At 23.3% G+C, this 25,880-nt stretch carries 20 protein-coding genes; 6 read left to right on the plus strand and 14 right to left on the minus strand.

Going from position 1 to position 25,880, the window contains the following annotated elements:
* The gene (locus MMOB_RS01630; RefSeq protein WP_011264822.1) at positions 1 to 1,410 is read right to left on the minus strand and encodes an MSC_0624 family F1-like ATPase-associated membrane protein; all 1,410 of its coding nucleotides are present in this window, start codon (positions 1,408 to 1,410) and stop codon (positions 1 to 3) included.
* Between the two features lie 87 nt (positions 1,411 to 1,497).
* Between MMOB_RS01630 and MMOB_RS01635 the strand changes: the two genes are divergently transcribed.
* The 3 genes from MMOB_RS01635 to rpmA all read left to right on the plus strand — a co-directional run bounded on the left by MMOB_RS01635 (position 1,498) and on the right by rpmA (position 2,693).
* On the plus strand, positions 1,498 to 1,977 hold the full coding sequence (locus MMOB_RS01635; RefSeq protein WP_041362857.1) for a hypothetical protein: 480 nt from the start codon (positions 1,498 to 1,500) through the stop codon (positions 1,975 to 1,977).
* A gap of 155 nt (positions 1,978 to 2,132) precedes the next feature.
* A complete protein-coding gene (gene rplU, locus MMOB_RS01640; protein WP_011264824.1) occupies positions 2,133 to 2,432 on the plus strand; it encodes a 50S ribosomal protein L21 in 300 nt (99 codons plus the stop codon).
* 3 nt (positions 2,433 to 2,435) lie between these two features.
* Positions 2,436 to 2,693: a 50S ribosomal protein L27 gene (gene rpmA / locus MMOB_RS01645; RefSeq protein WP_011264825.1), complete on the plus strand. Its 258-nt coding sequence runs from the start codon at positions 2,436 to 2,438 to the stop codon at positions 2,691 to 2,693.
* A 16-nt stretch (positions 2,694 to 2,709) separates the two neighbouring features.
* Here the strand turns inward: rpmA and MMOB_RS01650 are convergent, their stop codons facing one another.
* The 7 genes from MMOB_RS01650 to MMOB_RS01680 are packed head-to-tail and all read right to left on the minus strand — an operon-like array spanning position 2,710 to position 11,202.
* Positions 2,710 to 3,633, minus strand: a complete 924-nt coding sequence (locus MMOB_RS01650) for a hypothetical protein (protein WP_041362861.1) — start codon at positions 3,631 to 3,633, stop codon at positions 2,710 to 2,712.
* Positions 3,620 to 5,368, minus strand: coding sequence for a DUF2779 domain-containing protein (locus MMOB_RS01655; protein WP_011264827.1), 1,749 nt, complete (start codon positions 5,366 to 5,368; stop codon positions 3,620 to 3,622). Before MMOB_RS01655 ends, MMOB_RS01650 begins: the two co-directional genes overlap by 14 nt.
* Positions 5,355 to 6,200, minus strand: coding sequence for an MAGa7180 family putative nuclease (locus MMOB_RS01660; protein ID WP_011264828.1), 846 nt, complete (start codon positions 6,198 to 6,200; stop codon positions 5,355 to 5,357). The genes MMOB_RS01655 and MMOB_RS01660 overlap by 14 nt, the downstream gene beginning before the upstream one ends.
* Positions 6,193 to 7,353 carry a methionine adenosyltransferase gene (gene metK, locus MMOB_RS01665; protein ID WP_011264829.1) on the minus strand — a complete coding sequence of 387 codons (1,161 nt, stop codon included), beginning with the start codon at positions 7,351 to 7,353 and terminating at the stop codon, positions 6,193 to 6,195. The genes MMOB_RS01660 and metK overlap by 8 nt, the downstream gene beginning before the upstream one ends.
* Positions 7,354 to 7,373: 20 nt before the next feature.
* A complete protein-coding gene (locus MMOB_RS01670) occupies positions 7,374 to 8,153 on the minus strand; it encodes a hypothetical protein (RefSeq protein ID WP_011264830.1) in 780 nt (259 codons plus the stop codon).
* 56 nt (positions 8,154 to 8,209) lie between these two features.
* Positions 8,210 to 10,174, minus strand: a complete 1,965-nt coding sequence (locus MMOB_RS01675; RefSeq protein WP_011264831.1) for a hypothetical protein — start codon at positions 10,172 to 10,174, stop codon at positions 8,210 to 8,212.
* Between the two features lie 2 nt (positions 10,175 to 10,176).
* Positions 10,177 to 11,202: a nicotinate phosphoribosyltransferase gene (locus MMOB_RS01680; RefSeq protein WP_011264832.1), complete on the minus strand. Its 1,026-nt coding sequence runs from the start codon at positions 11,200 to 11,202 to the stop codon at positions 10,177 to 10,179.
* Between the two features lie 162 nt (positions 11,203 to 11,364).
* Here MMOB_RS01680 and MMOB_RS01685 point away from each other — a divergent pair, with 162 nt between their 5' ends.
* Positions 11,365 to 14,241 (plus strand): DEAD/DEAH box helicase, encoded by a 2,877-nt coding sequence (locus MMOB_RS01685; protein ID WP_011264833.1) that lies wholly within the window; start codon positions 11,365 to 11,367, stop codon positions 14,239 to 14,241.
* A 4-nt stretch (positions 14,242 to 14,245) separates the two neighbouring features.
* On the opposite strand, the gene MMOB_RS01690 is transcribed toward MMOB_RS01685, so the two are convergent.
* From MMOB_RS01690 to MMOB_RS01715, 6 genes are read right to left on the minus strand one after another with little or no spacing between them, the layout of a single operon-like run.
* Positions 14,246 to 14,503 (minus strand): hypothetical protein, encoded by a 258-nt coding sequence (locus MMOB_RS01690; RefSeq protein WP_011264834.1) that lies wholly within the window; start codon positions 14,501 to 14,503, stop codon positions 14,246 to 14,248.
* Between the two features lie 32 nt (positions 14,504 to 14,535).
* A complete protein-coding gene (metG, locus tag MMOB_RS01695; RefSeq protein WP_011264835.1) occupies positions 14,536 to 16,065 on the minus strand; it encodes a methionine--tRNA ligase in 1,530 nt (509 codons plus the stop codon).
* 33 nt (positions 16,066 to 16,098) lie between these two features.
* Positions 16,099 to 20,484, minus strand: a complete 4,386-nt coding sequence (locus tag MMOB_RS01700) for a lipoprotein 17-related variable surface protein (protein WP_011264836.1) — start codon at positions 20,482 to 20,484, stop codon at positions 16,099 to 16,101.
* A 1-nt stretch (position 20,485) separates the two neighbouring features.
* The gene (pheS, locus tag MMOB_RS01705; RefSeq protein ID WP_011264837.1) at positions 20,486 to 21,475 is read right to left on the minus strand and encodes a phenylalanine--tRNA ligase subunit alpha; all 990 of its coding nucleotides are present in this window, start codon (positions 21,473 to 21,475) and stop codon (positions 20,486 to 20,488) included.
* Positions 21,476 to 21,500: 25 nt separating this feature from the next.
* Positions 21,501 to 22,034, minus strand: a complete 534-nt coding sequence (locus MMOB_RS01710; RefSeq protein ID WP_011264838.1) for a GNAT family N-acetyltransferase — start codon at positions 22,032 to 22,034, stop codon at positions 21,501 to 21,503.
* Between the two features lie 11 nt (positions 22,035 to 22,045).
* Positions 22,046 to 23,230 carry a phosphopentomutase gene (locus tag MMOB_RS01715; protein ID WP_011264839.1) on the minus strand — a complete coding sequence of 395 codons (1,185 nt, stop codon included), beginning with the start codon at positions 23,228 to 23,230 and terminating at the stop codon, positions 22,046 to 22,048.
* A 107-nt stretch (positions 23,231 to 23,337) separates the two neighbouring features.
* Here MMOB_RS01715 and pfkA point away from each other — a divergent pair, with 107 nt between their 5' ends.
* Together pfkA and pyk are read left to right on the plus strand one after the other, a co-directional pair.
* Positions 23,338 to 24,315 (plus strand): 6-phosphofructokinase, encoded by a 978-nt coding sequence (pfkA, locus tag MMOB_RS01720; protein WP_011264840.1) that lies wholly within the window; start codon positions 23,338 to 23,340, stop codon positions 24,313 to 24,315.
* A gap of 12 nt (positions 24,316 to 24,327) precedes the next feature.
* Positions 24,328 to 25,779: a pyruvate kinase gene (gene pyk, locus MMOB_RS01725; protein WP_011264841.1), complete on the plus strand. Its 1,452-nt coding sequence runs from the start codon at positions 24,328 to 24,330 to the stop codon at positions 25,777 to 25,779.
* The last annotated feature ends 101 nt before the right edge of the window (positions 25,780 to 25,880 follow it).

A 25,880-nucleotide genomic window follows, 5' to 3' on the forward strand; every position in this document is an offset into this window, starting at 1 on the left:
TTATCCTTTTATTTTTATATCTTTTTCATAAATGTTTTTGTAATTTTTTGTAATTTTTCAGAATTTTGTTAAAACTACTAAAAAAGCAATTAAAGACACTATAGATATAATTACATATATTAAAAAGTGAATCCCGCCTAAATTAATAAGGATGCTTTCAAATTGTCTAAAAATATTGAAAAAAATATTTAATATAATAGCCAAATCAATTATAAGTAATAAACTTGAAAATAGAAAAATTATAAATTTACTAATCAAAGGTTTTTGCAAAGCAAAAATTATAAATAAAAAAGAAGTTGAAAAAACAGCAATTATAAAAATGAAAGTCCCAATTATGCTTTGTAAATCAAAAGTAATATTAATTATTATTAAAGAGAATCAAATAAGAGAAATAAATGTAGTCAAAACTAATGACCTAACAATACTAGATTTTAATTCTTCTCTACCAAGACGAACATAAGCAATAAAAATTAGGACAAGTATTATATTTAAAATCAAAAACAATCATGTTGTAAAACTACCAAAAATTTGATTAAAATTAACCACATTTTGTGTATTAAAAAGATTATTTGCTCAAGCATAGGAAAATCAAATAATTGCTCCAAGCACAAAAACTGAACTAAATATAAAAGAGTTATATTTATATTTTTTTTCTATATTAACATATTTAAAAGTATGAACAATCAAAGGTATTTGGAAAATAAATATTACAATAAATAAAACAATTTTCCAAAATATATCAATTGGTGTTGTTAGTAAAAATCAATTATAAAATCCAAAATTTACTATATTTAATTCTTGTGTAGTATCTGTTAAAATTAAAAAATTCCAAAAAATTCCAATTATAAAAAATAAAGAACTAACATAAGAAATATAAGAAAATAATTTAAAAAAAGTGTTTCTAGATAGAATAGGATCTGTTTTTTTGGTGTTAATATAAATATATAAATCAAGAAAAAAATTAATTATTGTTAATCCTAATACCCAAAATAAAGCATAAATTAATCCAAAATAGGTTTTTAATGGAACAAAATAAAAATTGAATATCTGTGCAGCTAATGAAAATACTAGCAAAAAAATCATTCATATTCAAAAAAGACCAAATCTATCTATTAAGTTTTCAATGTAATTTAACATTTTAGATAAAAAGAAATAAGTAGCAAAACTCATTATAGCACTATTTACTAAATTAGGGATTGTTTGAAAAAGAGAAACTCCATTTGTTCCTTCAATTGATAAATTAGTTTGAAGTAAAAAATCTCCTCAAAAAAATCAAGTAAATAATGAAATCATTAAAATTCATAAAATTATCACAATTTTGTAAATGAAAATAGTTCTCTCTCTTTTTTTAAAAGAAAATTTTTCAATATCAATATTTCTAAATGTTTTTGATAATTTCGAATCTATCATTTTATTATTATAATATAAACACTTTAATTTTTAATCATGTTCCATTATTTTCATAAGTATTTAAAATTATTTTCTATAATTAAAATAATGGAAACTAAAAAAATTTTAATTGTCGCAAGAACATATTCTAATCGAAAATTATTGGAAGAAATAATAAAAAAAGAATCTCCTAATTTTTTGATTCATGCAGGAAATCACGAAGAAGAAATTGGATATATGGAAAAATATTTTAACCAATTTGTAAATGGAGAAAATGATAATTTTGATACAGATTTATCAAAAATTTTTAATGTATTTAATTTTTCTTTTCATTTAGAGTCTAATTTAAATTTAATAAAAATCACAAGATCGAATATAGAAAAATATACATCAGATTTAGCAATTAAATCTGGATCTAAATTTTTTATTTTTTCAAATAGTGATGAGCCAAGTGTAAAAAATGAAGGAACAATTTTTATTTTAAATCCCGGTTCTATTGTAAAAAGTGTTTGGAATAAATTTATTGGGTCATATATTTTAGTTTTTATTAATGGAGAATCTATCTCAGTTTTTTTAAAAAATATATAGTTTTTATTTTGTTTGAATTATTAAAATAAAATATAAAAAATAAAAAAGTTTTGCTATAATTTAAATGTTACTTTTTGTAACCATTCTAAACAGGTAAAAAAGACTATATTCATTATGAATAAGCACCTTAAGGGTGAGCCACAATAAGGAGAAAAATGTTTGCAATTATTGAAACAGGTGGAAAGCAAATTCTTGTAAAAAAAGATGATTTCATTTTTATTGAAAAAATTGAAGGTGAAGCAGGTCAAAATGTAGTTTTTGATAAAGTACTTTTAGTTGATGATAAAATTGGAACTCCCTTTTTAAAGAATGCTACTGTAACTGGTATTATAGAAAAGCAAGGTAAACAAAAAAAGATTGTTGTTTATCGTCATAATGCCAAATCAACTCACAAAAGAAAATTAGGGCACCGTCAGCCTTATACTAGAGTAAAAATTTTAGAAATTAAAGGATAAGAAATGGCAAAGACAAAATCAGGTGGATCGACAAGTAATGGTCGTGATAGTAAAGGTAGAAGACTAGGTCAAAAACTTGGAGATGGACAATTCGCTTTAGCAGGTTCAATTATCTATCGTCAAAGAGGAACAAAAATTCACCCAGGTGAAAATGTTGGTATTGGTAAAGATCATACTTTGTACACTCTAATTGATGGATATATCAAATATGCTATAAAGCGTAATAGAAAATATGCTTCAGCTTTTGAAGAAAGAAAATAAACAACATATTTGTTGTTTATTTTTTATTATCTTCTCTTTTAATATTTTTTAAGTATTGAACAAAACTCTTATTAGCATAATCAAAACTATATAACTTAATAATAGGACTAATTTCTAAAGGCAAACTAAAATCATTTGGACTATAAATTTTACTTTGTAATTTCAAATAAGAATTTTCTGTAACAAATATTAAATTTTCAAATGTAAGTAAATATAAAGCCGTATTATTTAATGAATTTAACACAAAAAAGTTTTCTTTAGACTCAAAATAAAGAACAAAAATATTAAAAAATTTTCCTCTTAAAACATAATCATTATATAAAAAAGGTTCCTCTTTGAATTTTTTACTTATTCTATGCATTAAAAGAGGGAGACTTGAAGAAAAAATTAAAGATAAATCTAAAGTTTTATGAACATCTTCATTAAATAAAATTTTGATTATGAGTTTATCTACATCTTTTTCACAAAAGATATTTACAAAATTGTAGCTTTTAGAAATTCTGAAAAAATAATTTGTGACAATATTTTGAAATTGAGGCTTAATCATTTTTAAAGTAATAATTAAAGCAGAGTATTTAATAGATTGCGTTTTATCCAAATCATTTTTAATACTCGAATCAATATTTTTAATGTTTTCAACATTTAAAAGTAAATCTTTTGAATTGAAAAAATTTCCTGTTTCGTCACTATCTACAAAATAATTTACATTATTAAATGAAAAAGATTCTTGGGAATTTCTTTGTAAAATAAATAATTCATTAGCAATATAGTACTCTTGAAAATTTTCATCATATTTATCTAAATTTCAAGAATATCTTTTACCTGTATTGAATTCTTCTTTTACAATATAAGTTCCTGTAAAATCTTTTACAACATCTTTATTTCCAAAATTTTTCTTTCATAAATCATTTGCAAATTTTTTTAAATTAAGATCTTCCATTTTGTTCTCCTTTGAAGCTATTGTTTTGCATATATATTGCAAAATCATATACCATAAGCATAGCTCTTACGTCATTTTCACAGTATTTCTTCAAATTTTCTTTTTCTTTTTTTCATTCTTCATTTCCAATAATATTTAAAGATCTTTTAATTCCTAGTTTCATAGCCATTAAACCATCTTTTACTTCTAATGTAGAATAAGGAACAATATTATTTTTCAATTTTATTTGATTTTTTGTAATGTATTTTTCAATTTTTTTTATACTATAAAATCCTTTTAGTTCTGACAGAAATATTGGTGTTTGATCCACTTTTGGAATAAATAATTCAGCAAGGTCAACTGTTTTAGAAATTATGTACTCAATTCTTTTATTCAAATCATTTAATTTTTCTACATTTCCAAATAATTTATTTTTAGTTGTTTTTAAATTTTCACACATTTCTTTTAATCTTGTGTTTTCATATGATTTATTGTAAACAACATAAGAATCAGCTTTTTTTGAATAAATAGTATTAATTATTTCAATGAAATTTTCGTTAGTATAGTTTAAAGGATCATAAACAAGATTATTTTTTGAAATAATTTTGTCATTTAATGTTTCAATAATTGATAATTGAAAAGGAATTTGTTTATAAGGCAAATAATTATCAATTGCAGAATAAGGAAGAGAATATGATTCAAAATCGTATCAAATTATTCTTGCATTTTTTTCTTTTAAAGACTTTATTACATTTTCTATTTCTGCAAATCTTATTTCATCTCTATTTTCTTCAATATCTCTTCTTATTTTTGATTCCTTAGGATTATTTGATATTATTTCATTCTTTGAAATAACTTTTCCACTAAAATCAGAATATTTTGGACAATCTAATTTGATTAATTCTTTTAAAAAAGGGTTTTCTCCCCAATCTGTATTATCATCTTGATTTAAGGGCAATCTATTTTTAATTTCTAAAGCTTGATTTATTTGACTTAAATATAAATCAAAAGGCATAAAGTCTAAATTTTTTTTAATCATTCTACTAGAGATTTTTTCATAAATGGTTTCTGATTCATCAGATTCTCCAGAAGATCTTAATTTTTTTTCAAAATAAAAAATATCTTTTTTTGAACTTCTTTTAGTTTTAGTTGTATTTGCATAAAAAGTTTCATGAAAATCAATTTCGTTTTTAAGATAATTGTCTTTGTAATTTAAAATAATCAATGAGTATTGTTTAATTTCAAAAAAAGCAGTAGCAATTGAAAAATCATAAAAAGCTTTTATATAATCGCTTAACTTAGTTGATGTTGTGAATTTTATTGCTCCAATTTTTTTATTTTGTTTATCATAAAAAGCAATTTTTGCAACTGCATTTTTATATTTAAAAACAGGATTTATGATAAGTTTCATTTTTTCATCTTGGATTGCATCTAGAGTTTTTTTTAAAGCTACTTCAATTTCTGTTTCAGTATTAATAAAAACTTCATTTTTATTAAATTTATTTGAAAGAAAATCAAATGCAGCCTCTTCTAGTTTTTTATAAATATTAGCAGTAATATCAATGTTTCTAGTGTCTTCAGGGTTTAAAAAAATTTCTCAAATAGAATCTGTATTTTCTTCATCATCCATTGTATCTAATAGATCGGTATTAGCTGAAGGGATTTCTAAGTCATTTCAAACAAAAAACGCTTGAGAAGTCAATAATCTTTTAAAATTTTTTAAATAAATAATATTTTCTTTATTATCAATTTCCATATTCAACCTTTACTTTACCTTCTGAATCTCACTTTTTCAAAAGATTAAGTCATTCTTCTTCATTTTGACATTTTAAATAATCTAAAAGATCTTTATCTTCAATAACATTGTACTCAGGAGAAACTCCTGTTTTAGTATGTTTATGATATCAATTTTTAACTTTTTCTAAATCATCTAATACTTGCTCTTTATTTATTTTGTATTTATATGATTTTATTTTTCTTTTTTTGATTGGATAATTTTCTGGATTTTCATAATCTTCATTTTTCAAAAAAGTTGCAACAATTGCGAATTCTTCAACACCCATTAAAAAAGAATATAATTGCGATTGTTTTAAATAAGAATTTGGAACACCATATTTTTCTCAATTTTCAAAATTAGATTCTTTTGTTGTTTTAATTTCTAAGATTATTTTTTTTTCTTCGACATATCCATCAGGGATTCCACCTACAATTTCATCTTTATCACTAAAATAATCGTAATTATATTTTTTTGGATCAAAAGTCTGAACTTTATAATTGCTTATTTGTTCTATTGCCTCAATTACTTTTGGCTCAATCATTATTCCAGCATTTACATACTTCGGATCTAAAATAGGCAAATTTAAATATGAAATTTTAGCAAATGCAGAAAATTCAGAATGAAATTTTTCATTCTTTAATAGAACATCACCAATATTACTTCCTCCAATTTTTTTAAATCCAAAACTTCCTCACAAAGTTTTGTTTAAAAGTTTTTCATGAAATTCTTTTAATAAAATTAGTTTTTTAGACTCGCCATCCAATACATAATCAATACCATTATAAAAGTGTCTTTTTTTGAGTTTATCCATTATTCAATATTTTACCTTCAGGATATTTTTTCAAAAATTGTTTTATTTTGTCAACATAATCTAATTTTTCTCATGATAAATCCAAGTCATTTCTTCCAAAATGACCGAAAGAAGCAACTTGTTCATAAATAGGCTTTTTAAGATCTAATTTTTCAATTATTTCTCCAACATTGAAATTGAATAAATTTTTCACAACTTTTTCAATTAATTCTATTTTGTATTTTTCGTTAGTAACATTTATATTGATTGCGATAGGCATTTCTTTTCCGATTGCAAATGCAAATTGTATTTCTACTTTATCAGCAACTTCTGCTGCAACTAAATTTTTTGCTACTCATCTTGCAAAATATGCACCACTTCTATCGACTTTGGTGTAATCTTTTCCGCTAAAAGCACCTCCACCATGTCTTGCTCATCCGCCATATGTATCAACAATTATTTTTCTTCCTGTCAATCCTGTATCTCCGATTGGTCCACCAATTGTAAAATCTCCAGCAGTATTTATAAGAATTTCAAAATTTCTATTCAATTTATATTTATCTGTTACAACATAAATTATTTCATCTTTTATAAATTTTTCAAATTCATCTTTATCTATATTTTTTTCATGCTGAATAGCCACTATGATTGTTACTAATTTAGGATTTTTAGGATCAGAATAATCCATAGTAACTTGTGATTTCATATCACTTTTAGCATTTTGAAAAGTCTTATTTAAACGTTTTTTTTCAGCTATTTTTAAAATTTCATGAGCTATTACAAAATTTAATGGCAAAAATTGCTCTGTTTCATTTGTGGCATATCCAAAAACAATGCCTTGATCTCCTGCTGCAATCGATCCATTAGATTTATCAACTCCAAATGAAATATCACTACTCTGTTTATTTATATTTGAAATAATTGTAAAATCATTTTCATCATATCCTAGTTTCAATAAAATATTTCATGCTTCTTTTACAACATCAATATATGAATTTGTTTTTATTTCACCACCAATTACAATTAACTTATTAGAAGCCATTACTTCACAAGCAACTCTTGCATTGCAATCTTTTTTTAAGATAGAATCTAAAATTCTATCACTAATTTGATCACAAATTTTATCAGGATGTCCTTTTCCAACACTTTCACTTGTAAAAATATTTGTCTTCACTTAAACCCCTTTGTATTATTTTATATATAACTATTATTTCTATTGTATTCAAAACCTATTTTTCTTTTAGGATCTTCTTGTTTTACAACAACAAATGACTGCTCAACATTTTTCTTTGGCATGTAGTTATTATTTCTATTGTATTCAAAACCTATTTTTCTTTTAGGATCTTCTTGTTTTACAACAACAAATGACTGCTCAACATTTTTCTTTGGCATGTAGTTATTATTTCTATTGTATTCAAAACCTATTTTTCTTTTAGGATCTTCTTGTTTTACAACAACAAATGACTGCTCAACATTTTTCTTTGGCATGTAGTTATTATTTCTATTGTATTCAAAACCTATTTTTCTTTTAGGATCTTCTTGTTTTACAACAACAAATGACTGCTCAACATTTTTCTTTGGCATGTAGTTATTATTTCTATTGTATTCAAAACCTATTTTTCTTTTAGGATCTTCTTGTTTTACAACAACAAATGACTGCTCAACATTTTTCTTTGGCATGTAGTTATTATTTCTATTGTATTCAAAACCTATTTTTCTTTTAGGATCTTCTTGTTTTACAACAACAAATGACTGCTCAACATTTTTCTTTGGCATGTAGTTATTATTTCTATTGTATTCAAAACCTATTTTTCTTTTTTCGTTTTTTATTTGAACAACATTTATAAATTCTTGGTTAAAATTTGATTTTAATTCGCTTTTAGGTTTTGTAAAATTTTCAAAAAAATTTATTTTTTTAATAAATTTTTTATCATTGTATTTTTGGTTTTCATTTTTTTTAGTAATAATATTCATTATAAACTCCTTGATTTTTAAAATATGATTTGAATTTGAAGTCTTATTTTAATATTTTAAACATTTCATTTTTTTGGAATGTAACTAACTTTTGAATTATATTCATATGTTTGTCCTTTATTAACAACTGAATTATTTGTAAAAATTATTTTTTCCTGAGTGTTGTTCACTTGTTTTTTAGGAATATATTCAAATTGTTGTCCAAAAGCATATTCATATCCAATAGTTCTTTTATTATTTTGTGGCTGAAAAAAAATAATTTGCTCTTGAGTATTATTTGTATTCACTTGTTTTTTAGGAATATATTCAAATTGTTGTCCAAAGGCATATTCGTATCCAACAGTTCTTTTATTATTTTGTGGCTGTGAAAAAATAATTTGCTCTTGAGTATTATTTGTATTCACTTGTTTTTTAGGAATATATTCAAATTGTTGATTAAAAGCATATTCATATGGTTTTGCCTTGTTTAAAGGACTAACAGGTTCTTGTTGAAAAACAATTTGCTCTTGAGTATTACTATAATCATTATTATTCATTTGCTTTTTAGGAATATAGTTAAATTGTTGTCCGAAGGCATATTCGTATCCAACAGTTCTTTTATTATTTTGTGGTTGTGAAAAAATAATTTGCTCTTGAGTATTATTTGTATTCACTTGTTTTTTAGGAATATATTCAAATTGTTGATTAAAAGCATATTCATATGGTTTTGCTTTGTTTAAAGGACTAACAGGTTCTTGTTGAAAAACAATTTGTTCTTGAATATTACCATTATTATTCATTTGCTTTTTAGGAATATAGTTAAATTGTTGTCCAAAGGCATATTCGTATCCAACAGTTCTTTTATTATTTTGTGGTTGTGAAAAAATAATTTGCTCTTGAGTATTATTTGTATTCACTTGTTTTTTAGGAATATATTCAAATTGTTGATTAAAAGCATATTCATATGGTTTTGCCTTGTTTAAAGGACTAACAGGTTCTTGTTGAAAAACAATTTGTTCTTGAGTATTATTTGTATTCACTTGTTTTTTAGGAATATATTCAAATTGTTGATTAAAAGCATATTCATATGGTTTTGCCTTGTTTAAAGGACTAACAGGCTCTTGTTGAAAAACGATTTGCTCTTGAGTATTATTTGTATTCACTTGTTTTTTAGGAATATATTCTGGTTTTGGGATACTATATTCTTTAACATTTTTATTTTGATTAAAAGTATCTGAATTTGAATTAAAAGATGACTGGAAAAAATCACTATTTTCAATTTCATTTTTTGATCCCGTATTAAAATTAAGATCATCTTTTGTTTTTTCCAAATTAGGAAAATTTGAAACATCTTGATTTTGTTGGCTCGCATCATTTTGAATAAAAATAGTTTCTGAAAAATCACCTAAAGAATACTCTTTTTGATTTAAATTATTTGTTTCAATTTTATTTACTGCCAATGAATTTTCTTGTGTGTTTGAGTAAGAATTTGAAAATATTTCTTTGTATTCTTCTTTTTCAATTTTATTGTTTGAAAAATCTTTTAATTTAGAAAAATCATATTCACTAAAATCAAGTTTTTTATTTAAATCATGAAATGAATTATTTTCATATTCATTTATAGGATTTTTTTGAATCTTTGATTCTTCACGAAAAGTTTTATTTGTTCTTTTAAAGTTTTCTAAATATCCTGGAAAAATAAGGTCACTTTCAATTTTATTTTCAAAATTATTTCCTAAATTAGTTTCAATTTCATAATTCTTATTACTTTTTTTAAATGAATTAATATTGCTAATAGATTCTTTCCCGCTCGGAAAAAATGTTGCTGCAACTTTTAAGTCTAAAGTATTTGTTTCTATATTTTTATTTTTAAAAGGATCGAAACGATAAGGACCAGCATATGATTTTGAATTATAAAGATTTACTTCATTTGTTTTATTCTCATTCTCAACTGGCAAAATTAAACTATTTTCAACAAATAATTCATCAGTTGTTTTTTTTGAAATTTTTTTTATTTTTTTATTTTTTTTGAATATTTTCATATTTACCTTTTTTCGCTTCCTAAATAAACTTTGTATCTTTTTGAATTATTTGTATCAAAATACTCTCTTCCTATTTTAGCTACTTTCTCTCCGTTTAATTTTACTGCATCACAAGTAAAATGAGTTGTTATCCCCATAATATATTCACCTACTCCATAAGAATCAACAGGAGAATTTGCTTTTTCAAATTCTTGAATTTTACTCGGATTAAAACCCGAAGAAACTATAATCTTTACATGTTTTCCATTATTTAAATCTAGCTCTCTTCTTAATGCTTTAATTAAATGTGGGTTTGATCCATAAAATTCTTCAGAGATTTCATTTTCGAAATATTTATCTTTAACACTTTTAGAAGTATCAACTCTTACTCCGATTAATTTTTTACCAAATTCTTTTAAAATTTTAAGCGATTCAGTTATAACATCATTATTATAATCAGGAAGACCAATTAAATCATCTTCAGGATACATTTCTTGATATGCTTTCAAAGCTTCTATTTGATTTCCCTTAAAATGTTGAATAAGAACATGAGGTATACTTCCGAAAACTAATTCACTCTTTCCATTAGCTTGAGCATTTGTTGAATAAGCATTTATTCCAGCAATTTTTGTACTATATCCATCTGATTCTTGATTAAGATACAAATCAGCTCTATCTCCCATAAAAATAATTTCTTTTTTAGGAGCAGCTTGCATACAATGATAGATGTTTGTAGCTATTGAAGTATTTCTTGCTAAAATTCCATCTATTATTCCTTCTAAAATTCCGAATTCTGTATATTTTCCTTCTAATTCTAAAACAACTTCTTTTGAGTTAATTATTTCTCCATCTTCTAAATATTTTATTTTATACTTAGAAGTATTTGTGTGTTTTTCAAGTAAAGTTAAGACTTCTTTAATGCCAGATAACTTAACATTATTTTTTCTTTGAAAAAATTGCATTGTAACAATATCATTTGGTTTATATTTTTTAATAATTTCATGTGCTTTTAAAAAATAGTTTGCTGCATAATCTTTTATTTCAAACATCGTAGTAACTCCTTTAAAATAGCTAAAATTAACTAGTCATATAATTAATAAAATTATATATTAAAAAAGAACATTTAATAAGATATAGTAAAAAGTCAAAAATCAACTTTTTTTAAATCATTTATTTTTTTAAAAACCCTAATAAAATTTTATAATTAAATTATGAAAAAAGAAAAAAGTAGTCCAGATCTAAATAAAATGGAAAACTATTTTTTAAAAATTAATTCACATAAAACTGATAACAAACTTATTTCTATATCAATTTTTATAGAAGAAAATAATCATTTTACATCATTATTCTTTAAGAATGAATTTAGCAATATCTTTTATTTTATTCCAGGTAAAATAGGTGTTTTTAAAATTGAGGCAAAATCTAAATTAAATAATATTGTAAATTTTTTAACAGAAATAACAGTTTTTAATAATAGTTCAATTTTAAGTTTTGACATGAAACTTTCCAATTTAAATTTATTAGTTGAATTTTCAATAAAAAATGAATTGCATTTTTTATACGGTAATAAAGAAATTGAAAAAATAAATATTAATAATTCTCTCCCTGATATGAAATGATTGCAATTTAAAGTTTATGATAGTAAAAGGTTTTTGTTAGAGAGTTTTTTGAGTGTATCAAATATTGAAATTATTTCAGAATCTAATGAATTTATTTTATTCAATATTACTTTAAAAAGTAAAGAAAATATTGAAAGCAATAACATTTACTTTAAAAATATTAAAGATGCAAAAGAAATGATTCAACTTTTTAAAAATTTAACAAAAGTTTCATTTACAAAAAGTGAGATTAGAAATATCCTTGAAAAGTATGAAAATTTATACAATAATTTGAAAAATGTAAAATTGGACAATTTCGATCTAAATACTAATTTTCTTAAACAATTTAAGGAAAAATCATCTTGTACAAAAAGATTAGAACTTTATTATGACGTTACACTTCAAAAAATTATTGTAAAAGTTGCAACAAAACATTTAAATGAATACAAATATTTAAACGAATCATCACTAATTAAAAATGATTTAGATCTAAATAAAAATTTAGAAGATAAGTGTGATGAAAGTGAATTTTTAAATAGTGTTTTATCATTTTTAGATTCTTTTGATAATATCAAAAAACAAGGTTATATAAATTCTAAAGAAAAATATTTCAAATTAAAAGCTCTTATTAAAAGATGAAAATCACTTGATGATTATGAAATATATATTGATGAATCATTTGAAACAAAAGATAATCAATCTAAATTCAGTATAAATAGCTTAGAATTAAAAAATAATTTACTAGAAATGAGTTTATCTTTGCCACTTTTATCCAATGAAGAAGTAGTTGAAGCTATTAGATCATATTTGAATAAAGATGAGTTTTTTGAAACTAAAGATAATAGATTGATTAATTTGAAAAATATTGACTTTGAAAATTTAGAAGAAGACTTTAAAAAAATAAACTTAAATATATATTCTTTATTATCAAAAAATGAAAACAATTTTTATTTGAATTTCCACAATAGTTATTATTTATTAGATTTTATAGAAAATTCTAATCAGCCAAATTCAATTGACCTGGCTAAAAAGTTAAAAAATATTATAAAAAATGCTGAAACAGAAGTTAAAAAATTAAAAATAAATGATGATTTAAAAACCAAACTTCATGATTATCAATTTGAAGGTGTTAAATGATTCAAAAAAATGATTGCATTGAATATGGGTGGAATTCTAGCGGATGAAATGGGTCTAGGAAAAACTATTCAAACAATTGCTCTTTTAGATAATTTATATAATTACGAAAACATCAAAAAACCTTCAATTGTAATTTGTCCTAGTTCTTTAATTTACAATTGAAAAAATGAATTTAAAAAATTTAGTGAAAAATTGAAAATCGTTGTAATTGATGGTAAAAAGAATTTGAGAACGAAATTAATTAATGATAATAGAGATAATAATATTATTTTTATTACTTCATATCATCAATTTGCAAGGGACTCAAAAGAATTTGAAAATGTTGAATTTTATTGTTCTTTTGCAGACGAGGGTCAAATGATAAAAAATTATTTGACAAAATTTACAAAAGAAATAAAAAAAATTAATTCAAAATATAGATTCGCTCTTTCAGGTACACCATTAGAAAATAATCTTCTAGAATTATGAAGTATTTTTGATTTTATTTTACCTAATTACTTGCTATCAAAAAACGCATACAAAAGAGTCTTTTATAAACCTTTTTTAGAGGGTAATACAAAGCATTTATTAGCAAAGATTAATCCATTCATTTTGAGAAGATTGAAATCTGAAGTTTTAGATTCTTTATCAGATAAGGAAATTAAAGTAATAAAAATCAAGCAAAAAAGTGATGAAAAGACTTTTTACCAAAAAGAATTAAGCAAAATTAAATACTCTTTAGATATTTTGAAAAATAATTCTTCTTTAACGACAAATAACAAACACTTAATTGTTCTTAAAGCAATTAATCATTTAAAAATTATAGCTTCTTCTCCATTTGTGAAAAGCGATAAGTTTGATACAAGCGAAAAATTAAATTATTGTATAAATTTAATTAAATCAATTAAATTACTAAAACAAAAAGTTTTAATTTTCACACAATTTACAAAAAATATCCCATTTTTTGAAAAAAATTTTATTAAAAGCAATATTAAATATGACATTATAAGCGGAAAAACAAATAAAAAAGAAAGATTTAAAATAACTGAATATTTTAACGAAAGTAGTGATATTGATGTTTTGATTATTTCTTTAAGAGCAGGTTCATTAGGTTTAAATTTAACAAGCGCAAACAATGTTATTTTGTATGATATTTGATGAAATCAATCTGTTGAAAGTCAAGCAATTGACAGAGTGCATAGAATAGGTCAAAAACGAGGTGTAAACGTTTTCAAATTAATTATGAAAGACACAATTGAAGAAAAAGTTTTCGAATTACAAAGTCAAAAGCAAAAAATTATTGACATTGTACTCGAAAACTCACTTGAAACCAAGAATATTGATTTAGATTTTTTATTTAATTTATTAGAATAACTTTTTAATATACAAAATAAATAGGTGGTTTTGTAGAAACATTATTTTTCTTGGAATCATCAATTGGATCAGGGTTTTCAAATTTTACAGTTGTGTCTTTTGTTTTTAATTCTCCTGAATTACTTTGAGATAATTTAATAGAACCTACAATGGAAATGACTGAAGTAGTAAGCAATGGAATTAAAGCAATAAGAGCTGTAAAGAATCCTCCACCATAAATTTTCTTTTGTGAATTTAAGTCCAATTCTTTGAAATTTTTCATATTGTCCTCCTTTCACTATTAAATAACTTGAATTATTTTATTCTATTAAAAATAGATTCAATTTTTTTGATAAATATATCATCAAATTTTTTTCAATTTTCTATATTTTCTAAAGAAGCATTTTGTTGAAAAAAATCTCTTTCTATTTTTTCAATCTTTAAAGGCATAAAGATTTTTAAATAAGCACTCATTGCATAAATTCCATTAATTAAAATTAATAAAATAGTAGCTAATCTCTTTTTATCATCTTTAAGCAATCAAGCTTTTGTTAAATCTACATATCCATTTAATTCATTTCCTAATTTAATTAAAATTTCAACAGCTTTATCAATTTCAAAGTTGTCAAAATTAGACATGAAATCTTCTTTTGATTTTTCGATTTTATCCAAAATACTATAATCAATTTTATCTAAAGAATTTTGATCTCAACTTATTTTAGAAGAAAAATTTTGACTAAATAGACTTGAAACTCTACTAATCAAATTTCCATAGTTATTTGCTAAAAAAGAATTGTAAAAAAATTTAATATTTTCTTTATCGAAAACACCATCTCTATTAATACTAAAAGCGCTTAATAAATATAATTTAATTGTTTCGCTATCAAATTCTTCTAAAAGATCTAAAGGATTCACAATATTTCCTTTTGATTTTGACATTTTTCCTGTAGATGTAATTAATCATCCATGACTAAGAATTTTATTTGGTAATGGTAAATTTAACATTTTCAACATTATTGGCCAATAAATTCCATGAAATCTTGTAATTTCTTTTCCAACAACATGTATTTTTTCCACATCATCATTTCATGAAGAATTAAATTTTTCTTGATTTAAAAATAATTCTAAAGGACTAAGGTAAGAAAACAATGCATCAACTCATACATATGCAATATGTTTATTATCAAATGAAAATTTAATTCCTCAATCAAAACTATTTCTGCTTATTGATAAATCTTCTAATTTTTCATTTAAAAAAGTACTTTTTAGTTCATTTATTACTTTTTGCGAGGAGATAAAATTAGGATAATCTTCAAGATATTTTTTCAATCAATTTTGAAATTGACTAATTTTCAAAAAATAAGATTCTTCTTTTACAATTTTTAATTCATGATTTGAAACAGGATGAAAAAACTTTCCGTTCACTTCTTTAGCTTGTGTTTTTGTTAAAAATTCTTCATCAGAAATAGAGTACAAACCTTCATAAAAACTTTTATAAATAAAATTATTTTCATTTAATTTAGTTAGAATTTTTTCAATTACACTATTATGTTTTTTATCAGTGGTTCTTACAAAAACATCATATTCTATATCAAATTTTTTTCAAAAAGATTTGAATTTTTCTGCTTGTTGATCCACAAAATTTTTAGGGCTCAAATTATTTTTTTCTGCACTTTGCATAATTTTTTGACCATGTTCATCAGAACCTGTTAAAAGTAAAGTTTGATAACCTTTTAATTTTTTATAATTTCTAATAGCCCAGGCAATACTCATTGAATATAAATGCCCCAAATGCAAATCCCCATTAGGATAAAAAATAGGTGTGCTAATGTAAAACTTTTTCATAATCTTCCTTTAATTTTTAATTATATATTTTAACTAAAAAATTTTAACAAAACCATTGTCTAAAGTAATTACAATATGAATTGAATTAGAAATTTTTGTAACATTAATTGTTTTAATATGTTCATAAGTAAAATTTTCATCGAATAAAAACAATTTTAAATTGTTTTCTCTTAAAGAAATTTCACTAAAAACAAATCCATTATCAATTGATAAATTAAAATTCTTCCCAAATGAATCAGAATTAATTAACGCAACAAAAGACTTATTAAAACTAGCAATTTTTTCATTTTCTAAATAATCAGTAATATTTGTAAAAGTATGGAATCCTAAATCATTTTTTAAAGAAATTTTGATACTTACACTATGATCTGAAAAATTAGGTATGATTTGAATCTGATCAATGTCATTAAGAGAAATGTTATTAGCAAAAGCAATTCTAAGATTATTTTTATCTAAATCATCTTGACTAATAAAACCTTGATCATTTTTTAAAATAGTAATTATTTCATTTGGATAAAAACTCTTATTTATTGTTGCAACAAAAGAATTTCTTAAATTCACTAATTTATTTGATTCAATTTTTAAAAATCCTGAAACATCATTAAATCTAATAATGATGTTGTCAATTTTCAATCTTATTGATATAAAAGCATTGGAAGAATTATTTATTGGACTTATACTTATAGATTCAATATCATTAATTGATGCTCCTATTGCAAGATTTAACATAATTCCAAGCTCATCTAATTGTGTTTGAGTTATATTTTGATTTCCATTTAAAATTCAAATTGTTTTACTGGATGTTAAAATTTTAGTATTATTACCTAAAATACTTGAAGCATTCCAGCTGCCCAAAATAGAGTTTTTCCTAAAACCCAAAACATTATTAAATGTTTTGGTGTAGTTTAAATCTTTTAATGAAATATTAATTGTAGGATTTCCAAAAATAGTATTCATTATTTCTATTTTACTAAAATGAGATAAATTTAAAAAATCATTAAATTTCAAATTAAGACCAATACTATTTAATTGTTCGATTGTAATATTAGTATTTCCAATTGTTGTATTTGGAACAATGATAATATTTTTAGCTATTTTTAAATTATTTCCGGAAATTTCAATATCATCTAAAGCTTTGATTAAATCATGAGTTTTAAATCCAGAAACAGAAAGATTTTTTTCAATGCCATTTTTAAAAATTATTAAAACACTGGCAATGCCTAAATCAAAATTATTTGGATTAATTTTGATTTCACTAATATCTTTTAATAATATTGGATTTGAAATTCTTAAATTTTGAAATGATAAATCATCAAATGTTATTAATTTTTCTTTAGTACTTTGAATAATTATTTCTTGTTTAACTAATGGAATATTTGAATTTATTGTTGTAAGTCTTAAAGATTGTAAATTTATTGCAAATTCATCTCTTTTAAAACCAATTACATTTAATTTTTTTGATAAACCATTTTTAAAATAAATAAGTACACTTGCGCTTCCAAAAATGGATGAAGAATCAATTTTGATGACTTCAATGTCTTTAAGACTTAAAATAGAATCGTTCATAAAATTTATTTCTAGTCCAGCATTTGCTAATTGAATTTCTGTAATAGAATTTTGATTTTCTAAAATAAAAATGTAAGTATCTTTTGGAAAAACTGTACTTAAAGCTCTAATTTCCATTTTATTAATTTCATTTAAAGTAGTTGCAAAACCTGAAAGAAAAATTGTTCTTGATAAACCATTTTTTAATTTAATTTCTAAACTAGCAAATTGCTCTTGAAAAAGATCTTGTTTTAATTCAATCGAAAGAATTGAAGATCAGTTTAAAATATTATCTAAATTATCTAAGGTTGAAATTTCTAAACCTATTTGATTATTTAATCAATTTTTATTTTCTTCAAAATTATCAGAAGCAATTAAATAAGTATTTTTTGAAATTGTTTGAGGCAAGACATTAATATTTAACCTATTTAATGAATTTTCTAAATTAGTTTTAAATAATAAATCATTAAAAGTTTTATTCACATCAGAATTTTTTAATTGAATTTGAACATTAATGAAAATTCTATTCACATCTAATTTATTAATTGTTTGAGAATGAAAAAATCTAATAAATAAAACATCTTCAAGACTCACAATTTCATTAAAATCTATTTCAATTCCTGCATTTGATAGTTGTTCTTTTGTAATGTGAAAAGTGTTATTTTTAGGAATAATTAATTCTAATTTATCTAAAGTTGATTCATTAATAGATCTTATTTTCAACCTATCTATCCCAACAAATAATGGATTGATAAAAAATCCATTAACATTGTTAAAAGTTTTTGTTAAATTTAGAATTTTTGATCTTATTTCAATTTTTCCAACAAAACCTAATCTTTTATTTGAATTTTCAAATTTAATGCTTGAAATTCCAATTTTTTTTAATATTGATTCATCATCAATAGTGTTTAAAGAAATGCCGATTTCTTGCAATTGTTTTGAATTAATAAAATCTGATCCGTTTTCAGGAATTATCAAAATATCTATTGCTTCTTTTGATTTATCAATTTTTAAAATAAGATTTTCAAAAATATCTTTTAATGTTTGACTCGCAAATCCTGAAATGATAAATGTTTTACTTTTATCATTAAAAATAAGAATTTCAACACTAATTGAGCCATTTTCATTGTTTGAAATTTCAATTTTTTCAAGATCTTCAAAAGAAAGTTTTTCTATAAAATTGAAATTAATATTAAGGTGTTTTATTTTTTCGATTGAAGGTTTAAAAATAGTTTGCTTTAAAGGTGCAAAACTATTTGGTAAAATTTCAAAAGTTGTGTACTGAAGTAAATCAAATTTTGTTCCTTTTTTAAATTCGAAATACCTTCTAGTAAAAGAACCTAAATTATTTTTTAAAGTAATTTCTATTTCTGCACTACCTTCTGTTATATTGGTATTTTTAATTTCAATAAAATCAATTAAACTAAATAAATTTTCATCAATATTTTCAAGTCTAATACCATAATTAATTTTCAAGTGTTCTTGATTGACAAGTTCATTTTCAATTAATATGTCATTTTTTTTAAGAACAAAAATTGATTCATTTTTTAAAACAAGTTTTTCAAGTCTTGTTAATTCATCAGATTTTTGAAAACCACTAAGATTTATTTTATGAATAAAAGTATGATTTGAAAGAAGTGTATTTTTAAATGTCAAAATAACTGTTGTGCTTCCTTGATTTTCATTTGAATTTTTAAATTCTAAGTTTGTAATACTTTTAATTGAAATGGGGTGTTGCAAAGAAAGACTTATCCCTTTTTGTTTTAAAAATTGCTCATCAAAATGGCCATTATTGAATTCTGAAAAATCTTTTACAATTAAATTTTCATTTGGAGTAATAATTATTTCTGAAATCAATTGATTCAATTCATTAATACTTATATTGTTTCTAAAATTTGATATACATATTTCAAAATTTTCAAATTGATTTAAATAACTTAAATTTACATTTATTTTTAAAGTTCCTTCTTTATCATTAGGTATAAAATTTGTAAAAATATATGAAACATCTTGTTCATTTAAGTTCAAAAAATTTTTAATTAAAGTAGTAATATCTGAATTTTTTTCAATGATAGAAGGTAATGTTTCACTTAATAATCCACTAACTTGCAATTCAAGTTTTTCACTTTTATTTAATAAAGTTTGTTTTGTGTTTTCAAAATATTTTTTTGTAGTTAAAAAGTTTTTCAATGATAATTCCATTGGATTATTTGAAATTGAAAATTTTTCATTCTTATATAAAATCCAAGCTCTTATTTTTAAAGTTCCTTCTATAAAATCTGAACTATTTTCAATATATTCAAAAGAATAAGTAAAATCTTTTTGCATTTTTGGTAAACTTAAAATTTTTTCTTCGTCTATAAATTTATTAATATTTGAACTATTGATTTTTAAAGGATTGATTTTTTTTCTTTTTTCAATTTCAAGAGAATTTTCATTCAAATTAAAATTCTTTAATTTATTCAAATAATTTTCAATAATTGTAGAAATTGAATTTAATTCAAGATTGAATTCTTGTGTTTTGAACTCAATATTTTTATAAAATCCTTTGATTTGAAATTCAATCGAATTAATATTTAAATTATTAAGAATTATAAAATCATATTCTATTAAATTTTTCTCAGGTAAATGATTCAAAAAATGACTTGCTAAATTTGTCGGAAAAATGTTTTCAGGAAGTAAATTTTTGTCAAAACCCAAATTATTGAAATCGATTCGATTTACAAGCTCTAAATTTTTTCTTAAAAAAGCTTCACTTTCATTTTTGTCTTTTTCTAATATAGATAAAGTTGTTGAAGTTATAGCTACAGGTATAATAACAATAGAAGTTACTAATGAGCCAATTAAAACTTTTTTCTTAGTTTTTGGATTCATCTTACACCTCTAGTTTTTCAATTTCAAGGTTAAATTGTTTTAAGAATCTAATATCATTTTTATAAAATTCACGAATGTTATCAATTCCATATTTAATCATTGCAATTCTTTCGATTCCAATTCCTCAAGCTAATGCATTCATGTCATTAGTATATCCAGCAGCTTTCATAACATTTTCATGAATAATTCCAGAACCTAAAACTTCAATTCATTTATTTTTGTAAAAAACATCAACTTCACAACTTGGTTCTGTAAAAGGAAAATAAGAAGGTCTTAATCTAATTTTCACTTCTTCTTCAAAAACATAACTAAGTAAAGATTTTAATAATCACATTAAATTTGGAAAATTATACTTTCCTGCAACAATTACATCAACTTGAGAAAATTGATGAGAGTGAGTGTTATCATCTTCATCATTTCTATAAACTTTTCCAATCGAAAAAGCAGAAAAAGCCTTGTTTTTATTTTTGATCAATTCAATAATACTAAAACCTGTATTATGAGTTCTTAAAAGCAATTGATCTCCATTTTGTTCTTTTTCTAAATATAAAGAATCTTGCATATCTCTTGAAGGATGATCTTTAGGTATGTTTAATAATTCAAAATTAATTTTATCAGTTGTGATTTCGCTTCCTTCTGTTTCATAATAACCATTATTTAAAAACCAAGTTCTAAAACGATTTTCAATTAAAGTTAGTGGGTGTAAAGAAGATGAAAAATTAACTTCTTCAAAAACATCAATAAATTCATCTTGAATTTTTTTAAGAACTTCTTTTTTTTCTATTTCTTCTTTTTTTGTTAAAAAAAATTGTTCAATTTCTTGTTTATAAAAATTTATTTTTTGTCCTATTGATGCTTTTTGTTCTTTAGAAGCAAGTTTTAAATCATTCATCAACTGCTTTAATTCTAAATCATTGTTTAAAAAATTACTTTTGGCAATTTTTAAATCTTCTAAAGTTTCAATTCTTAAGTTAGTCAAATTCTTTTTCATAATAATATTATTATATTATATAAGTCTAATTATTTAAATAAATCCAGTAACGTTCAACATAACGTTTAAATTCATAATCATAGATTGTATTTTCTCAAATGCCACCATTTTTTAAAATAATTTTTTTTGAAGCAATATTTCTTTCATCACATGTAATTAGAACTTTTTCTAATTTATGTTTTGACAAATTTTCTTTTAAATATTTTAAACCTAGAAAAAGTAGTGTTGTTCCATTGTTTTTTCCTCTTTGGGTAGGCCTAATACCATAACCAATATTTCCACCTATTTTATATAAATAATCTGATAATTCATAGCGAATACTAATTGCTCCAATAATAAAATTAGTATCTTTTTCAACTAAAAAAAGAATTTCATAAGGCACTCAATTATTAGGTAAATATTTTGGATTTTTTGAATGTTTTAAATCGAATCGCAAATTTTTAAAATTAAGATTTGAAAAATCAGGAACTAAAATTTCCTGAAATTTCTTAAATTCTTCAACATAATCTAATCATTGGTCTTCCATTTTTCGATCAAGTTTTTTTATTATATGATTCATAATTTTGAAATTTAAATTAATTCTTCAAAAAAATCTTGACCAATTTTAGCTAATTCTACACCAAAATTTTTAGCAACTATATTTCCTACAGTTGCTAAAGAAGTAAAATCTTTTAAAATTTTAGGATCTTTAAATGATTTAGAAAAAATTGTAACTGGTAAAGCTTCTCTTGTATGATCTGTACCACGATAAGTAGGATCATTACCATGATCACTAGTCATTAATAGTAAATCATCTTCTTTTAAAGAATTAATTAATTTTGTTAATTTAATATCGAAAGTATTTAAATTTTCAGCATATCCATTTACATCACGACGATGACCATAGTGTGAATCAAATTGAACTAAATTAGTAAAAATAAAAGAATTATCCTTAGCCTTTTGTGCTAATTCAATTGTTACATCCATTCCTATTGCATCACTTCCTGAAGGGTGATGTTCATTAATTCCTTGACCTGCAAAAATATCTTGAATTTTTCCAACACTAATTGTATTAATTTTTTTAGCCTTTAAACGATCTAAAATAGTTTCTTCAGTTGGCGTTACTGCATAGTCATGACGATTAAATGTTCTTTTTCAATTACCTGCTGAACCTGTATAAGGGCGAGCAATTATTCTACCAACATTTCATTCTGGTCTTGAAGAGCAAATTCTCCTTGCTTCTTTTGCATAACGATATAAATTTTCTAGACCCATTGTTTCTTCGTGACCACAAATTTGCAAAACACTATCTCCAGAAGTATAAACAATTAATTTTTTTTCATCAATTTCTTTTTGGGCAAGTTCATCCAAAATCTCAGTTCCACTTGCGGATTTATTTCCAATAATTTCACGCCCATCACAAGCTTTAGATAAGTTATCTAATAATTCTTTTGGAAACCCTGTTTCTGTAAAAACAGGAAAAGGAATTTTTGTAAAAATTCCCATCATTTCTCAATGACCTGCCAAAGTGTCTTTTGCATTACTTAATGTTGTTGCTTTAGTTATATATGCTTTTGGATTTTTTCTTTTACCTTCATTATGAATTTTTGCTACATGACCTATTCCTAATTTTTGTCATGTAGGAATTTTAACTTCAGCATTTAGAGTTGTATGATAAAGTGAATTTGCTTTATCATCCCCAAATTCTTTTTGTCTTTTTTCATAGCCTATCCCTAATCCATCAGTGACAATTAAAAAAATTCTTCTAAATTTCATTTTTTCTCCTTTTTGTTACTTATAAAATTATAAATTAATATATAATAAAAATGTTGTTTTTACAATTAAAAGTAAAAAATAAAATTAGAAATTAAAAAAGGAAAAAAATGGCAAAAAAAATAGCAATTTTGACCTCTGGAGGAGATTCTCCTGGGATGAATAATGCAATAAGAACAATTGTTAAAACTTCTAAAATTCACGGAATTGAAGTTTTTCTTGTTTATAATGGTTATAAAGGACTTGTTGAAAAAACAATTAAAAATGCAAATGAAATTAATGTAGATCAATACATTGGAAGTGGTGGAACTTTTATAGGATCTGCTCGTTACTTAGAATTCAAAAAATTAGAAGTAAGACAAAAAGCTGTTCAGAACTTAAAAGAAATGGGTATTGATTCACTTGTAGTTATTGGTGGTGATGGAAGTTATGCTGGAGCACAATTATTACATGAATTAGGTGTGAAAACAATAGGTTTACCTGGAACAATTGATAATGATATTGCTTCAACAGAATATACTATTGGTTTAGACACAGCTCTAAATACAATTGTAGAAAATGTTGATAGATTAAGAGATACAATGAATAGCATGAATATGGTTGCTTTAGTTGAAGTTATGGGACATGGAGCTGGAGATTTAGCAATGCTTAGTGGTTTAGCAACAGGAGCTGAAATTATTGTTACAAATGCTCATAGAAAATCTATTGATGAAATGATTGAAATTGTTAAAGATCAAATGATTGCAAAAACAAAAAGATCAGTAATCGGAATTGTTAGCGAATTTATTTATGATGATTTAAAAAAGGTAGCTAAAGAAATTGAAGATAAAACCGGAATTAGAACAAGAGCAATTATTTTAGCTCATACTCAAAGAGGCGGAAATCCTAAAGCATACGAGAGAATAAATGCTTCATTTTTAGGAATTGCTGCAGTAGAATCGTTATTAAAAAATGAAAGTGGTGTAGCTCTAGGTTTTAAAGGTAATAAAATTATTTCAACACCAATTCCAGAAGCTTTAAAAGCACAAAATTCAGCTAAAAATGAAAATGAATTAGTAACTAAAATCAATAAAATAAATCAATCATAAAAGGAGAAAAAAATGAATGTATTAGAAAAAGAAAAAGGTGTTAATCTTACTGATAAAAGATCAAAAATGATCGCTACAATTGGTCCATCTTCACAAAATAAAGAAATTTTAAAACAAATGATGTTGAAAGGTATGACTACAGTTAGAGCCAATTTTAGCCATGGAGATCATGCAGAACAACTAAATAAATTTGTTTTAGCAAAAGAAGTAGCAAAAGAACTAAATTTACCAATGTCTCTTATGTTAGACACTAAAGGTCCTGAAATTAGAGTTGGAAAAATGAAAGATGGATCTCAAAAAATTGAAGTAGGGAAAATTATTACCGTTTTAACAGATGAAGTTTCATACAAAACTTTTGAAGGAATTCCAACTAAATTTACAGTTTCACATAGAATGGATAAAGATGTTAAAGTTGGAAGCTACATTTTATTTGATGATGGAAAATTAACTACTATTGTTACAGGTGTAAAATCAGGAATTGTCGAAGTAAAAACAATTAATTCACATGTTTTAAAATCAAATAAAAGAATTAATATTCCAGGAGCTCAATTATCATTAGAATTTTTAAGTAAAAAAGATAAAGAAGATATTATCTTTGGAATTAAAAATGATGTAAATTATATTGCTGCTTCATTTGTTAATTCGAAACAAGATGTTCTTGATTTAAGAAAATTATTAAAAGATAATAATGGAGAACATATTCAAATTATTTCAAAAATTGAATCTGTATTTGGAATTGAAAATATTGATGAAATTATTGAAGCTAGTGATGGAATCATGATCGCAAGAGGAGATTTAGGATTAGAAATTCCTTATTTTGAAGTTCCTTTTTATGAAAAACAAATTATTAGAAAATGTCGTAATGTTGGTAAACCAGTTATTGTTGCAACTCAAATGCTTGATTCAATGGAAAAACTACCTCAACCAACTAGAGCAGAAGTTAGTGATGTTTACTGGGCAACAGAATTAGGAGCAGATGCAACTATGCTTTCAGGAGAAAGTGCAAATGGAGATTTCCCTGTTGAATCAGTTGAAGTTATGTCAACAATTAATCGTCGTGCAGAAAAAGAATTTTACAATAAATTATACTATCCTGCACATTTAGAAACTTTAATTCAAAATCCGGTTGGAGTTCACTCGAAATTAGCTTCTGAAGTTGCACTTAAAGTAATGAATGGAGATTATAAATTTTCAGTTATTCTTTCAGAAACAGGAAGATTATTAAAAGAAATTGCACGTTTTAGACCTAATACAGTTATTATCGGAGTTATTAACAATGATAAATTAATTCATGGATTTGGAATTACACACAGTGTGTTTATGAGTGTAGATTCAAAAGCAGTAAAAAGTGAAATTGAAAAAAATCTTACTAAAGCAAGGGAAGTTTTAAAACCATTTTTCCCTAAAAAAGGTGACAAATATTTAGTTGTTGAAAATAATAAAATTTCAGAATATATTTATTAAATAAAAAAATAAAAATACCTTAAAGGTATTTTTATTTTTTTATAAGTTTTGTAAACCAAAAACTCTATATGTGTTGAATTATTTTTTGCTTTTATATGATT

This window comes from Mycoplasma mobile 163K, from assembly GCF_000008365.1.
Lineage (GTDB): Bacteria > Bacillota_I > Bacilli_A > Mycoplasmatales > Metamycoplasmataceae > Mycoplasma_J > Mycoplasma_J mobile.